Raw genomic sequence first — 14,382 nt, forward strand, 5'->3', positions numbered from 1 at the left:
CAATGGCAGATGAAATTCAGCCCCGCGAATCCGAACAGAAATCCGAGTTCGAGCGAGAAGCCGCTCGCGATGAAACGGGGATTGTTCGTGAGTTCGTCCAGTTCTTGGTCGAGAACAAGAAATGGTGGCTCGCGCCGCTGATTGGTTCTCTCTTACTTCTTGGACTCATTAGTCTGTTAGCGGCGGGCGGTGCCGCTCCGTTCATCTACACACTGTTTTGAGCTATTTGTTCTTCCAGAATGGCCATCGTCGCCCGACGGTGGACCGCGACCTGTCGAACCTTGGCTTTCTATCACGAGCCCGGTTTGTGTTGAGTTGTTGTCCCCATACGACGCTGCTTTTAGGCAGACGGGTTAGGGCTCAGCTGTCGTGTGGATGTTTTCTCGAAGGGGCCAACAGCGATCGGTGATGGCAATTCTTGGTATCAAGAGACTGAGCGGCGTGCAGAGAGGCGTTGTTTAGCAATTCCGTTACCAATTAGGTGAGGAATGTCGCGGTGAAAGTGAAACGCGATGCGGTTGCTTTTCGGTGGCATAAAAAAACGGGACGATACCTGCTGCGGTTCCGCAGCGAATATCGTCCCGTAGTAGCGTAGTTTACGCTCTCGTCAGATCAGTCGAGACCTGTGACGATGACGTAGTACGCGCCGAGTTCTCCTTCGGGGATCTCGAAAATGGGCGCGAGTTGATAGGAGCCTTGTTTGAGCTCGGTCTCGAAGCTGACTTCTTCGGCACCGCTCGGAACGGGTTTGCGGTCGAGGTCTTCGTTATCGATTCGCAGGACCGCGTGCGTCGCGCCGATGGCGTTGCCGGGTGTTGCTCGAAATGGCACGGTGGCTCCGGGGACGTTCTCGCCCGGTGGCAGCGACGCGTTAATCGCGACCCCGGATTCGACTGGCCAACGGCGAAGTGAGACTTGGTATTTGCCATCGCGGACCACCTTGACTGCCCAATAGCCTTTGTGGGTCAGTTTGTCGGCGTCCGGGCTTTTTCGATCGGCTTCGCGAATCGATCCTTGGTGCCACGGCGGATAGATCTTTTGAATCCAATCGTGGGCAGTCAGGCTGACAACGGGGTGGTCTTTGTGTCCGAGGTAGATTTCGGTTGTTTGCGAAAATGATGGTTCGATGTCGGCCCACCATTTGTCGTAGAACTCACGCATCGTCTCGACGACTTCGGGATGTTCTTTTGCGATGTCGTTCTTTTGACCAGGGTCGACATCGATCGCGTAGAGTTGTTTTCGATTGACGAGGCGATACTTTTGTGACATGACCGCGGAGCTACGCCATTTAATCGGGTCTCTCACACGCTGAGAATCGCTGATGACGAAACGTTCGGGCCAATCGACGTCCTTGGTTGGGTCCAGCAGTGCGGCGATCGAGAGGCCGTCAAACTTCACACCTTCGGGTTTCTTGACGCCCGTCATCTCGAGCAGTGTGGGCACGATGTCGACGGCATGGGTCAACGTTTTAACGTCGTGTTGTTTGGTGATTCCACCGGCGGGCCAATGCAGGAAAAAGGGAACACGGTGACCTCCGTCATAGGGACTCCCTTTGCCGGCTTTCATGCCCGCGTTGTAGATCTTCGCGCCGCTGGCAGTTCCGTTGTCGGTTGTGAAAATGAAAATCGTATCGTCAGCAATTCCCAGGTCGGCGATGAGTTTGCGGGTTTTCCCAACGTTGTCATCGATGTTCGTAATCATGCCGTAGAACGCGGCGATGCTTTCGGATTGCCCCTCATACATGTCGATGTATTTCTGTGGGCAGTGAAGAGGTTTGTGGGGAGCGTTCGGAGAGATGTACGCAAAGAACGGTTTCTCTTCTTTGGCACATCGTGTGATGAACTCGTTGGCTTGCGCGAAGAAGACATCGGTGCAGAAGCCTTTCGCGGGGACGACCTTTCCGTTGTGGAAGTACGACCCGTCGAAGTAGGCGTTGTCCCATAAGTCAGGCGTTTGCCCGATGCCGCCACCGCCGTGACGGTAGACTTCGGTGAAGCCGCGATCCTCGGGACGATAGGGATAGTTGTCGCCGAGGTGCCATTTGCCGAACATGCCGGTCTGGTAGCCGGCGTCACTGAACATTTGCCCGATCGTGACTTCGTTCTCACGCAGCATCGATCGTCCCATAATCGTGTGCCAGACGCCGGTGCGGTTGGTCCAGTGACCTGTCAGCAGCGAACAACGTGTCGGTGAGCACGTCGGGGCAACGTGATAGTCGCTGAGTCCGGAGCTTTGCGAAGCAAGATGATTGATGTTTGGGGTTTTGATGATTGGATTGCCCGTGCAGGCCAAGTCTCCGTAGCCTTGGTCGTCGGTGATGACGAAAACCACGTTCGTGGCGGATGCAGGTAGCATGCCGGTTAGGCACAGCCCGAGGCTGAGCAGATAGAGTCGAAGTCGAAATACCATGAGAGTTCGTGAAGAAAAGGGGGGAGAATGAGCTAGATACCGATCGCAGACGCGTCAATGCTCTGTGTCGGTGTGAGCTATTCTAACCAGTTTCCGGCCGCGATGAGTGGTTGCTCAATAGACTGGCGAAACGCGGTGCGTCCGCTCTCTTTGGCGCGAACGTTGATGGGGCAGTCGGCAGATTGTGCTTGTAACTCGGTGCTTCGAGATGGAACGCACTGCCCGGTTGGTGAGACGGCGGAATCGTTGCCGGCAAGAGTCTCAGCGAGACTCGTTTTCAAGAGAAGAGTGGATTTGGGACACGCGTTCTCGAATTCCGCTCGCGTCGGGGATCAGTCTTCGCCTGCGGTTTCTTCGTAGATCGGCAGGTGGCGGTAATAGACTTCTAGATTGAGCAGGTTCATCGCTGAAACATAGAGCCGGCCGCCGTGGGGACTCCAACGATCGGGTACCGGATATTCGGGGTCCCAACTGCCGGCTTCGGGTCCGCGTTTGATCTGGCTGTCGATCAAAACCGGCGTCAGGTAACCGCTCCACTTCTTCCAGTAATCGCCGCCCATGTGGAACATGACTTGGGTCGCGTAGTACCAGTAATACGTGTCACGCATTGGTGCCCGACGGGTTCCGATCTTCGGTGGGCTCGCGAGGATATAGTCAGCTGCCGACTGCATGTCGGGATTCTCGCGACTCCAACCGGAATACATCCGCATCAGAATGCCGACGGATGTCATCGTCGGTGACGGACGACGCCCGTGGGCTTGTTGCGGCGTGTCCGGTGCATACGGGTTGTAAACGTAAAGGTCGCGTCGCGTTGGGCTGACCTTCGCCAAACTCAACCAGCGATCGATGCCTTTGTAGACATCCGGCGATACGTCGAGGTTCGACAACTCGCCACTCTTGACGGCCATCATCATCCAACCGGTAACGGACGTGTCGCTGCTGACTTGCGGCGTGTATCGCCAACCGCCACGACGACGATGCTGTGTCGCTTCGATATAGTTGATGCATTGCTGAGCCGGTTCACGCAGTTCGCTGTCCTGCGTCATGCCGTAGGCTTCGCATAACGCCAGCGATGCGATGCCGTGCGAATACAGGGCAACGTTCTGATCGCTGACCGCGTTCTCGAGACGGTAGAGATCGCCGTTGGATTTCTGGTTTTGAATCAGGAAGGCGAGTCCCTTGGCAACGACCGACGCGTATTGATGTTGTCGGTGCGTGTATCCGGCACCTTGGAAGGCCAGCAAGCACATTCCCGTTGCGGCGGTATCGCTTTGCAGAAGCACTTCTTCGCCGTGCCCTTGCAACGACCAACTGCCGTCTTCGTTCTGCAAGGATGCGAGGTACGCGAGTCCGAGTTCGATGGCTTCTTCAGTTGCAGGCCCGACCATTCCTGCTGGTGCGGGGGCGGCTCCGCCATTGGTACGTTGGACCCGTCGGCTGAATTTTTCGACTGCGGCAATTGCCATTCCCGCCGGGGTTACGGGGCCGCCGACTTCACGTCGTTCTCGCCGATCACGGGAAAGGTCCATCGAGGCCATTTCGACGGGATCCGTCGATGGGATCACACCGGCTTTCTCTGCAAACGCTTTCGCGAGTCCGGCTGGTCCTTCGGGTGCGGCCAAGTCGAACATCGGGTCGGCTGTTGTGGAAAGATCGGGGAGTCCGTCATCGTCAGCGCGAGCGGAACGTTCGATTTCCGTGTTCCGCATCGCACGTTCGGCGGCGTCGTCGGTTTTCTGCCCCGCGTCGCCGGATTCGGATTGGGCATCGGCGAGCATCTCCGCGATCGCGCCGGCGTCGGGTGCGTCCCCGGCAGCTTGGCCTTGGCCAGATCGTCCGCGTCGCCGGGTGGATCGGGGCCGACTGAATTCTTGCATTTCAACGGTCGGTTGAGGCAATCCCGCCATCGACGCTAGCTCGCTACGTTGGGGCAGATTACCGGCGGATTCATCAATCTGCGACGTGACGGCCGGTGCGGACGAATCCGATGCGGCGGCTGACAGCTGTGCTCCCACCGCTTCGCTGCGGCGTTCGATCGGGGTGTCGATCGGCGCGATCATCCGTTCGGCGGTCACGTCCAGTTTCGCGATCGCGACCGAAGGCGGGGCGGGCGCGGAACCGGCGGGGGCCGCGCGATCGGGACGCCTACGTTGACTGCGTTGACGAGACAGACCGGACGTGCCAACTTGCGGCATCGCGTCGGCGAGTTTTCGGATCGCGGGTGTGGGGGACGGCAACGGTTCGACGCGTGGCAGATCCGGGGCCGCAGCGGCGATCGATACCGTGGGGCTCGGACGACGGCGTTCGGCACGACTCGGCGTGGTCGGCTTCTCCGCACGAGCGACTTGAGCCGATGGCATGGGGGTGGTTTCCACGGTCGGTGCCTGCGGCGACGCTTGAGCGGGCATCGCAGGTGTATCGCGTTGCATGCGGCGACGTGCCAACTTCGACGGTGCGTCCGCGGGCTTCGGAATCGAGGCTTCTGGTTCGGGCCGTTCCATCAGGAATTTGCGAGGCGCCGGTTTCGGCTTTTCACGCGGCCTAGGTATCTCTAGCTGCGGTGCCGAACGTGCGACCGGTGGCAACTTTCGCTCCTCACGTGGGACGACGCGCGAGGTCGTTTCGGCATCAACGGGTTGGGACCAGTCAGGCGTGACCGCTTCGGTTTCCTCTGGTTTTTGAAAAAGATATTCCGGCACCGTTTTGCGAATCGGAGAACGCTCGGGCTTCGCGCCCGCGAACGCCTCGGGAAAGTAATGCGGGAAAATCACCAACTGCACGGCCAGAATCAGCAGCAAGAGATGGACGATCGTACTGAATAAGAAACCGACCTGGATCGATTTCTGAACGAACTGCGATGCGATGAAATGCAATACAAACGAAATGGCGATGGTGATCAGAGGCACCGCGATCAGGTAAGTCATCCGGTTATGCAGAATCCGCGTGTCTTCGAACGACAGATAATTCCACACCATGTACAGCACGAGACCGCCGAGAGCCGCCATGCCGACATCGAGCGGCCACATCCGTTCGACACCTTCCTCGTCAACCTCATCGATCGGGAACAGCGGGTTGGCGGGTGGCGAATGGGCAGCGGGTGACTGCGCAAACGGAATCCTGCCGGTCGACGCCATGCCTCCCGGAGGTGGTGGTCCCGGTGGCAATTGCGACGATGCCTTCGTCGGCTTTCTCGGTCGTTTCGGATCGATGGAAGACACGGTGATGTTTAACCTGCGGGACCGTCTTTGGTCGTAACCGAATAGTCGCTCACGCCCGTTCGGTTGCAGACGTCCATGACGTTCACAACGGGTTGAAAACTCGTCGACTGATCCGCACGGATCACGACGGTTTGATTGGTCGGATTATTCGCCACCGCTTTCTTGAGTAGCTCTTCGAGTTCCTCGAGTGGAGTGACTTTGCCACGCAAGTAAACTTTGCCTGCCTCATCGATATCGACGACCACCTCGCGTGGTTTGCTGGTCATCGGCACGGCGCTGGTCGCCGAGGGCAGCACAATGTCGAGGCGGCGTTCTTCGTCTTCAAACTCACTCGTGACGAGAAAGAAGATCAGCAACAGGAAGACGACGTCGATCAGCGGCGTCAGGCTGAGCGTCCCGGCGACATTCGATTTCTTGAGTTCGATAGCCATGCGTGGTGGGCTTCAATGGTACGGTGAGATTCGCGGACAGGACGAGTGACACGGAACGACGGACGGCAACGATCGGAAAAAAACTATGACGTTCAGTCATCAACGTCTTTGTGAAATGATCAATTTAGGAAGGCGACGCGACGGGAGGTGGCGTGGCGGAAACCCCGTTGGCGTGCTGTGTCTCCTTGGGCGGTGCACTCGGGCTCAGCGGCGGAGGTGAGGCTTCGATGGGGCGTAGTTGGCCTTCATTGTCCAGTTTCGAACGGCCGGCAAAGCGTGCCAAACCGGGAGCGATGCCGAACGCGAGCTCTTCGATCCGGTGAAACAGTTTGGTGATCCGATTTTCAAGATACTGAGCCAAGATGGCTGCGGGAATCGCCACGACGAGTCCAGCGAGCGTTGTCACCAATGCGGTGTAAATCCCTTCGGACAACTGCTCGCTGCGGCTGCGATCGGCCGTCAACGTGCTCGACTCGTGAAACGCCACGATCATTCCCCAAACGGTACCGAGCAGTCCCATCAACGGTGTCGCTGCGGCGGCGAGCGTGAGCCATCGAACGGGCGCGGCATAGCGATCGGCTTCACGCTGAATCGTTTCGGTCCCGGTTCGTTCGATCTCACCGAGCGGTTGACCGGTTCGCATCAACATCGACATCACCACGCGTGCTGCCGGTGAACGGTGTTCGTGACAAACTTCCCATGCCGTTGACGGCGGGAAATGATCTTGTGATGCGGCGAGATCGGACAACTCTTCCATCAACGCGTGAGGCATGACCTTGCTCGTTCGCAGCGACAACGTTCGCTCAACGGCGAGCGTGACCACGAGCATGCTCATCAAACCGATCGGGGCCATGAACCATCCGCCGCGCCGAAACAGCGACAACAAATCGATCCCCGAAGGCGCGTCGCTGCCATCACCGATCGCCGTGACGGGCGCCTCGTTCATCACGTCTTCGATGTCCGCGGCGTCGATGATCTCAACGTTTTGACCGTCTTCGCTGTCTTGTGCATGCGCGGTTGAGATGGGCGATGGCACTGAAGGAAAGGTCCACGTGCACACCATCCATCCGACGAGAGCCAGCGAAAGCAATTGCACCCAACGCCGTGCTATCCCCAAACGCTCCGATCGTGATCGCGTCGAGTGAGACCGCGAGCGGTTTGACGAATTGTCTGCGGGCGGGAAAAAACGCATACCAGAACTTTCAGTTTCTACGCGGACGGTTTGACGAAATAATCTTACCAACGCACCCGTCGAATTGTCGAACGGGCACTTCCCGAGTGGGCCTTCAAGGGCGGAGAGATGTTCACAAGAGAATAAAAACCAGGGGGGACAGCACCCCGCCGATCAACCCTTCAACGCCGCGAGCCGCTCGCGCGACTGCGTCGCCAACTCGTGACGGGGATGTTTGTCCACTACATATTGGTAAAACCTCACAGCATAACCGCGAGCTTTCTGCTTTGAAGACTCTGTTTTTGCGACATCGAACAAAGATTCCGCACAACGGCCAGCCTCAAAACCGCTTTTCGCCTGCCAATTTTTGATCCCATCGGGGGCTTGGTCCGCCCCAAACCCGTACATCACGCGTTGAAATTCCGGAATCGCGTCAGAGTATGACTTATTGGCGAAGTGAATCTCGCCCATCATGAACCGTGCCCTCGCGGCGAGTTCGTTTCGATAGTTGTCCGCGACTTGGCCGTAGAGTTTCAACGCCTGGTCCTCGTTGCCCGCTTGCTGGTGAGCAAACCCGGTCTCGTAGAACACTTGGGGGAGATAGGTCGTTGCGGGGAACCGTCGACGCAGTTCATCGTACCATTCGATTGCGGCATCCCAATCTTTCAATTGCGCCGCACTCTGGCCGCCGTGCAGCAGCGTCAACTCACGTACTTGACGTTCCGCTTCATCGCGGAGCGTTTGAGCTGAATCATCGTCGGTCTCGATTTTGTCGCGTGCCATCGAGTACGCCCGCAGCGCGGTGTCGAACTTATTCTGTTTGAAACGCGACTCGCCCACCATCATCATCGCGTCGAGGATGAGCGGACCGTTGGCGGCTTCGCGGAACTGACGAATGAAGGCGGCTTCCGCGGCGGCAAAGTTGCCTGACTTGAAGTAGGACCAGCCGAGCCGGTAGAGCGACTTTTCGAGCAGTTCGTTCTGTTCGGACGAATCGTCGTTCTGTGGTTTTGCCGCAATTTCAAACGACTCCGCCGCCGACTTCCACTGCTCGTCGTTGTATTGTTTTTGGCCGACGAAGTACGCGGCTTCGCTCACCATCGGGTTGTCGGGATAGCTCGTGATCAGCGTTTGGAATTGCTCGATCGCTTTGTCTTCATCACCGGCTTCCTTCAACGACCAACCGAGTTCGTAGATGACTTTGTCCATTCCCGGATAATCGGGAACATCGCGAACCAGCTCACCCAATCGCTCGGCGGCTTGTTCCGGTCGGTTTTGGTTTTGCCGGACGAGTGCGAGTTCATACAGACCGTGCCCACGCAGAATGCCACTGGGGTTGGTTTCGAGAAACCGATTCAAATCGATGGCCGCGTTGTCGTAATCGTTGACGTTGCGGAACGAGATGCCACGCGCCAACAACGCATCGTCGCGGATCGCGTGATCGGGGAATTTTTCGATCGTTTCACCGAGCGAACGGATCGCCCCCGCGTGATCACCGAGTGACATTTGTGCCCATCCCTTGCCGTAGAGGGCGAACGGTAACAGCGCCGGATCGCGGCCCGATTCAATCACGGGCGTGAACTCTTTGATCGCTTCGGCGAATTGACCATCATCGCTCGCGAGCTGGCCGAGTTTGAATCTTGCTTGATCGGCCATTTTCGTATCAGGGCTGCTGTCGATCAACTCACGCCAAATGCCGATCGCGGCTTCACGATTATTGGCCTGCAATTGAGCTTCGCCGGCCAACAGAAATGCCTCGTCGCTGCGTGCCCATTTCGGATCCGCCTCGCGACTGGCTTTGAACGCGTCGGCGGCAGCGGTGGCGTTTCCGGTTTTGAGCTGTGCCTGTCCGGCGAGCAATAACGCCTCGGCACGGAGGCTCGCGTCCTGAATGGTATCGAGTTCGCTGGTGATCAGTTTGGCGGTTTTCGCCGGTTGATCTGACGAGTTATACGCGGTCGCACCGCGTAGGATCCACTGGACACGTTGCCCGTTGTCGCGATAGGCGGGATTGTCGATCAGGTTTTGATAACGCTCGGCTGCTTCACTTGCATCGCCAGCCAACAATCTCGCCTCAGCACTGATGAATGCCGCGTCGGGGGTAAGCGTGTTATCCGCAAAACGTTTTGAGAAATCATCGGCGAGCCGTCGGGCCTTATCGTGTTCTCCGATTTGCAGTGCCGTGAACGCACCGTTGTAGATCGCACGTGGAGCCAATGGCGAGGTCGGATAGTTGTTGGCGATCTTCTCGAACGCGTCCAACGCGTCGGCGAGTTTATCTTCTTGAAACGATAACGCTTCGGCGGCGTCGAGACGCAACGACACGGCGTACTCGCCTTCCGCCCCGATATCCAATTGGTTCGACGCGACCGTGTAGGCGCTTTCGGCAGCCCGCTTCATCTCGGGCGAACCCGACGGCGAGGCAGCCGCGTCTGCCAATTCGATTCGGGCGAGCCAGTGAGCCGCTTCCGTCGAGGCGACCAAATCTTCACCACCGAGCAATTGCCGAAAACCGTCGGCAGCGGCATCCATTTGGCCCGATTGGTATCGTGTCTGTGCGGCCGCGAGCACGGCGGCAGTCTTGTATTGAGAGTTGGGGAATTCCTTGATCAATCGCTCGTAACGCGTCGCCGCTTCGTCTGACTTTTGCAATCGTGCGAACGAGAACGCTTGACGGAACAACGCGTGGGCACGATCGTCGTCGGTTGCCAATCCTGTCGAGTCATCGATTACTTTTTGAAACATACCGATCGCTCGATCGAACCGGTCTTCGAAAAGATGGATGTCCCCGAGTCGCAGTTGAACGTCGACAACGAGGTCCGTCTCGATGCATGCCTGCAGCAATTGTTCGTATGACTTGGCTGCGGCCTCAAAATCGTCCGTTTCTTCTTGAGCGATTCCGCGTGCGTAGAGAGCGTCGCAACGCAGTGGCGACTTTTCGATGTCGCCCATCTGTAGCAATTTGCTGTAATACTCGATCGCCTGTTTGGGATCACCCATCGAATACGCCGCTTCGCCGCTGTAGAAGTAAGCACGACCGCGGTACTGAGATTTGGGATTTTCTTTGAGCAGTTGTTTGTAGGCGGCCAACGACTCTTGCAGCAGACCTTTGTCAATCTTTTCGTCACCGATCGCGGCGGCGTAAAAGCACCAACCTCGATTGGAAAGGCTTTCCTCGCGGAGTTCGTATTTCGGGGTCTGCAACGCGCGACCGAACGCGGTCGCGGCTTCGATCAAATCCGGTGGATCGGTTTGCATGTAGCAAACGCCGAGATAGTGCGCGACCTTCGGGGCGAGTTTGTGTTGCGGATATTTCGCCAAAAACTCTTTCCAATTGTCGATCGCCAATTCGACGGCGCCGTTGGTTTGGAAATTTGCGGCGTCGGCGTAGAGTGCCATTGCGGCGGGATCGGACGTCGCCTCAGTGTCTTGAGCCTGGAGCGTTGTTGAAAACAACAGGACGAGCAACATCAGAGCGGACAGCGGTGAACCGATGCCACAACGAAAGAACAACATAGGGGATCTATTCTGAGTAGAAAGGTTTACGTGGTTCGGACGCGAAGCATCTCCGGTGATCGGAGCGTCATGGAACGTCGACGGGAGCAGCGACGCGGGATCTTGGCGAGAACGCGTCTGAGTTTACCAAGTATTGCGGCGGCGGGTCTGTCGCCGATGCAAGATTTGATTTCACCGACGGAGAACGCGTTGAGGCAACGACTCCACCCCCAAATGGGCTCTTCGGTGGGCGAGCGTACGTCGTATTTTCTGATCGGAATATGAACAAACGTTGCACAATGGGTGTGGCGATACATCGCCGCGTGTTCGTTAATAGCGAATCAGGTGATCAATGCCGGACCGACGCGTGTTAACCACGCACGCTGACGTACGTCATTCGAAGTGCGTGCAGGGCTTCGCTGAGCATCTTCGATTCGTGCTCGGAAAGGTTGCCCTCCGTTTTTGCCGTCAACATGTCGAGCATGTCGATCGTGTGTTTCGCCATCCGCTTGTCGACTTTGGTTTCGCCGTCGACGGGACTCGGCATTTGGCCTAGCGCACTGATCGCTTGCGTGAACAACATCGAGACCAAAACCTCGAAGCTCGGCGTCGGCAGCGGAGGGCCACCGTCACCCGTCGGGCTTTCGGTTGCGGACGTTTCGGGGGACGGAGCGTCGGCGACCGGTGATTGTGCCGCGTTGCTTTCGGGCTTACTGGCGCCTGCGGTCGCTGCAGCCTCGGTTTGCTCGTCGCCGGCAGGTGCCGTGTCGGTCGCTTCGCTGGCCGCGGCCTGTTTCTCTTTAGCGACTTGCTCTTTCCAATCCGAGTCGACGATGATTTTCGGCGATGGTTCGGTGGACTCTTGTTCTTCGTTTGCGTTGGACATATTAGCTCGACGCTTCTGCTGCTTGGATTTCGATTTCGTCAGTTACACGTTTCTTTCGTCGCTGAATCGCTGCGGCGATAAAGTCGGCGAACAGCGGATGAGCGGCTAAAGGTTTGCTCTTAAATTCCGGATGGAATTGGGCCGCGACGAACCACGGATGCGATTCGATCTCGACAATCTCAATCAGTCCTCCGTCTGGGCTTCGGCCGGAGAATTGCATCCCCGCCTGTTCGAAGGCGTCGCGGTATTCGTTATTGAACTCGTAGCGGTGTCGATGCCGTTCGGCAATCGCTTCGACTTGGTAAGCGTCATGAGCACGCGATCCGGGCGTCAGCCGCGCCGGTTGGCTGCCTAATCGCATCGTGCCGCCGAGCTGCGTGACGTTTTGTTGCTCGTCGAGCAAACAGATCACCGGATAAGGAGTGTCTTTATCGAACTCCGTGGAATGAGCTCCCCCGTATCCCATCACGTTTCGAGCGTACTCGATCACGGCGAGCTGCATCCCGAGGCAGATCCCAAAGAATGGAACACCGCGTTTGCGTGCAAACTCAATTGCTTGCACCTTACCTTCGACACCACGTTCACCGAATCCACCGGGCACCAACACGCCGTGGTACCCCGATAGCAACCGTTCGGCACCTTCGCGTTCGATATCACTGCTCTGAATTCGGCCGATGCGAATTTGAGCATCGTGTTGCATGCCCGCATGATCGATCGATTCGTAGATCGATTTATACGCGTCTTTGTGTTCGGCGTACTTCCCGACAACCGCGATAGAAATTTCATGACGGGGGTTGCGGAGTCGGTGCAGCAAATCGGTCCAAGGGGTCATGTCGAGATTCCCAGCCGAGATGCCGAGTTTCTGCACGACGAGCTCGTCCATTTTGTTTTCGACCAGCGACAACGGGACTTCGTAGATCGAGAAGTCCTTGTCCTTTTCTTCGATGACGGCTTCCGTCTTCACGTTGCAGAATAATGCGATCTTTTCACGGTCATCGCGGCTGATGCTGCGTTCGCAACGGCAGACGAGAATATCGGGCTGGATCCCGATCTCGCGGAGTTGACCGACCGAGTGCTGGGTCGGTTTGGTTTTCAGTTCGTCGGCCGCCTTCAAGTAAGGAACCAGCGTCAGGTGCATGTAGAGGCAATTTTCGCGTCCGACGTCCAGCGAGAATTGGCGAATCGCCTCGAGAAACGGCAGGCTCTCGATGTCCCCGACGGTACCGCCGATTTCGGTGATCACGACATCGACGTCGTCACCACCCATCCGTTTGATCACCCTTTTGATTTCGTTGGTGATGTGCGGGATGACCTGAACCGTCTTTCCGAGGAACTGCCCTTTGCGTTCCTTTTCGATGACCGACAGGTAGATTTGGCCGGTGGTGTAGTTGCAATCGCGGTCCAGTTTCCCGGACGTGAATCGCTCGTAGTGGCCTAGGTCGAGGTCCGTTTCGGATCCGTCGTCGAGGACGTAGACCTCACCATGTTGGTACGGGCTCATCGTGCCCGGGTCGACGTTGATGTAGGGATCGAGTTTTTGCATCCGGACGCGGAGACCGCGTCGCTCGAGCAACATCCCGATCGAGGCACTGGTGAGCCCCTTGCCTAGAGAACTAACGACGCCGCCGGTAACGAATATGTGTTTGGTCATGGATGATGATGATACCGGAGAGCGGGAAACGCGAAAGTCTCATTTTCCTCCATACCACACGCCCCGCAACCACTGGTGCCGTCGCAACCGTTGCAATACCTCTGGTGTGAAATCGGGCAGCCCCGCAGCGGCAACGTTTTTCGCTGCCTGTTCGGGGTTTCGCATGCCCACAATCACCGTGCTGACGGCGGGATGTGACTGCGAAAATTTTATTGCCGCATCGGCGAGCGAATAGTCATCAGTCAGTCCCAAATCCTCCAGATCCGCCGAAATTTCAGCCACGCGATCGGCCGTCCGCTGCATCCGGTCGCCCCCAAAATACGTGCTGCGGAAATCATCATCGGGGAATTGGTGATCGGCGCCGTATTTCCCAGTCAATCCGCCCTCGTCCAGCGAAACCCGCACGATCACGCCTGTCCCGGTTTCCTCAGCCACGGGCAGCAGTTGGGCGGCGGGCTCCTGTTCGAAAAGGTTGAAAACAATCTGAACGACGTCAACGAGTCCGTCGCGCATCAGTTGGACGACGCAGTTTTGGTCCTGCTCAGGCGTGCAGACTCCGATCTTTCTGATCTTTCCCTCCTCCCGCAATTTCTGCAGAACGAGCAGCGGTTGCGGGTCATCGTTCCACGCCCGCGTCCAGGTGTGCAATTGCAGCAAATCGAGGCAATCGGTCTTGAGGTTCTTCAGTCGCTCTTCGACATTCGACCGGATATACGCCGCCGAATAGCGATCCTGCCACCGACAATACGGGCTCGGTGGCCACGGTCCGGCCGACGGCGGCGTCTTGGTCGCCACGTGGAGCGTCTCGCGAACTTGAGGCGGCAATTGGCTGAGCATGTCGGCAATCACGTGCTCGCTGCGACCGTCGCCGTATCCGGGAGCGGTGTCGATGAAGTTGATCCCCGATGCGATCGCCTTTTCCAACGCTGCGACCGATTCCGAATCGTCCTGAACGCCCCATTGTCCGCCCAAGGCCCAACCGCCAAAGCCCAATGAGGACACCTCAAACCCGTCACGACCGAGACGGTTTTGTTTGATCGGAGAGTTTGGTCGTGATGTGGTCATGTTGGGGCAGTGGTGTGGGGAGGCGGGAAATTCAAGGCAATCGGGAGCAATCTCGA

At 57.5% G+C, this 14,382-nt stretch carries 10 protein-coding genes; 1 reads left to right on the top strand and 9 read right to left on the bottom strand.

The genetic code is table 11. From position 1 onward, the window contains the following. Window positions 1–2 precede the first annotated feature (2 nt). The gene (locus tag FHS27_RS24965) at window positions 3–221 is read left to right on the top strand and encodes a DUF5989 family protein (RefSeq protein ID WP_184308165.1); all 219 of its coding nucleotides are present in this window, start codon (window positions 3–5) and stop codon (window positions 219–221) included. A 391-nt stretch (window positions 222–612) separates the two neighbouring features. Here FHS27_RS24965 and FHS27_RS24970 read toward each other — a convergent pair whose 3' ends face one another. The 9 genes from FHS27_RS24970 to FHS27_RS25005 all read right to left on the bottom strand — a co-directional run bounded on the left by FHS27_RS24970 (window position 613) and on the right by FHS27_RS25005 (window position 14,326). After that, on the bottom strand, window positions 613–2,409 hold the full coding sequence (locus FHS27_RS24970) for an arylsulfatase (protein ID WP_246420863.1): 1,797 nt from the start codon (window positions 2,407–2,409) through the stop codon (window positions 613–615). Window positions 2,410–2,486: 77 nt separating this feature from the next. After that, window positions 2,487–2,690 carry a hypothetical protein gene (locus FHS27_RS30835; RefSeq protein ID WP_221225369.1) on the bottom strand — a complete coding sequence of 68 codons (204 nt, stop codon included), beginning with the start codon at window positions 2,688–2,690 and terminating at the stop codon, window positions 2,487–2,489. Window positions 2,691–2,741: 51 nt separating this feature from the next. Further along, window positions 2,742–5,543, bottom strand: a complete 2,802-nt coding sequence (locus FHS27_RS24975) for a hypothetical protein (protein WP_184308230.1) — start codon at window positions 5,541–5,543, stop codon at window positions 2,742–2,744. A gap of 92 nt (window positions 5,544–5,635) precedes the next feature. Continuing rightward, entirely contained in the window at window positions 5,636–6,058 is a 423-nt protein-coding gene (locus FHS27_RS24980) for an ExbD/TolR family protein (RefSeq protein ID WP_009101901.1), read from the bottom strand. 124 nt (window positions 6,059–6,182) lie between these two features. Further along, on the bottom strand, window positions 6,183–7,121 hold the full coding sequence (locus tag FHS27_RS24985) for a MotA/TolQ/ExbB proton channel family protein (RefSeq protein WP_390854512.1): 939 nt from the start codon (window positions 7,119–7,121) through the stop codon (window positions 6,183–6,185). A gap of 282 nt (window positions 7,122–7,403) precedes the next feature. Beyond that, window positions 7,404–10,745, bottom strand: a complete 3,342-nt coding sequence (locus FHS27_RS24990; protein ID WP_184308167.1) for a tetratricopeptide repeat protein — start codon at window positions 10,743–10,745, stop codon at window positions 7,404–7,406. Window positions 10,746–11,094: 349 nt separating this feature from the next. Then, window positions 11,095–11,610 carry a DUF1844 domain-containing protein gene (locus FHS27_RS24995; RefSeq protein WP_184308169.1) on the bottom strand — a complete coding sequence of 172 codons (516 nt, stop codon included), beginning with the start codon at window positions 11,608–11,610 and terminating at the stop codon, window positions 11,095–11,097. A 1-nt stretch (window position 11,611) separates the two neighbouring features. Then, window positions 11,612–13,261 carry a CTP synthase gene (locus FHS27_RS25000; RefSeq protein WP_184308171.1) on the bottom strand — a complete coding sequence of 550 codons (1,650 nt, stop codon included), beginning with the start codon at window positions 13,259–13,261 and terminating at the stop codon, window positions 11,612–11,614. A gap of 39 nt (window positions 13,262–13,300) precedes the next feature. Further along, the gene (locus FHS27_RS25005; protein ID WP_221225371.1) at window positions 13,301–14,326 is read right to left on the bottom strand and encodes an aldo/keto reductase; all 1,026 of its coding nucleotides are present in this window, start codon (window positions 14,324–14,326) and stop codon (window positions 13,301–13,303) included. Window positions 14,327–14,382 lie beyond the last annotated feature (56 nt).

The sequence above is a fragment of the Aporhodopirellula rubra genome (assembly GCF_014192335.1).
Taxonomy (GTDB): domain Bacteria; phylum Planctomycetota; class Planctomycetia; order Pirellulales; family Pirellulaceae; genus Rhodopirellula; species Rhodopirellula rubra.

Bases quoted from the DNA above. Each gene is read 5' to 3' on its own strand.
- FHS27_RS25005 (WP_221225371.1), bottom strand. From the start codon at position 14,326: ATGACCACATCACGACCAAACTCTCCGATCAAACAAAACCGTCTCGGT.
- FHS27_RS24980 (WP_009101901.1), bottom strand. From the start codon at position 6,058: ATGGCTATCGAACTCAAGAAATCGAATGTCGCCGGGACGCTCAGCCTG.
- FHS27_RS24970 (WP_246420863.1), bottom strand. From the start codon at position 2,409: ATGGTATTTCGACTTCGACTCTATCTGCTCAGCCTCGGGCTGTGCCTA.
- FHS27_RS24990 (WP_184308167.1), bottom strand. From the start codon at position 10,745: ATGTTGTTCTTTCGTTGTGGCATCGGTTCACCGCTGTCCGCTCTGATG.
- FHS27_RS24975 (WP_184308230.1), bottom strand. From the start codon at position 5,543: ATGGCGTCGACCGGCAGGATTCCGTTTGCGCAGTCACCCGCTGCCCAT.
- FHS27_RS24965 (WP_184308165.1), top strand. From the start codon at position 3: ATGGCAGATGAAATTCAGCCCCGCGAATCCGAACAGAAATCCGAGTTC.
- FHS27_RS24985 (WP_390854512.1), bottom strand. From the start codon at position 7,121: ATGGTGTGCACGTGGACCTTTCCTTCAGTGCCATCGCCCATCTCAACC.
- FHS27_RS24995 (WP_184308169.1), bottom strand. From the start codon at position 11,610: ATGTCCAACGCAAACGAAGAACAAGAGTCCACCGAACCATCGCCGAAA.
- FHS27_RS25000 (WP_184308171.1), bottom strand. From the start codon at position 13,261: ATGACCAAACACATATTCGTTACCGGCGGCGTCGTTAGTTCTCTAGGC.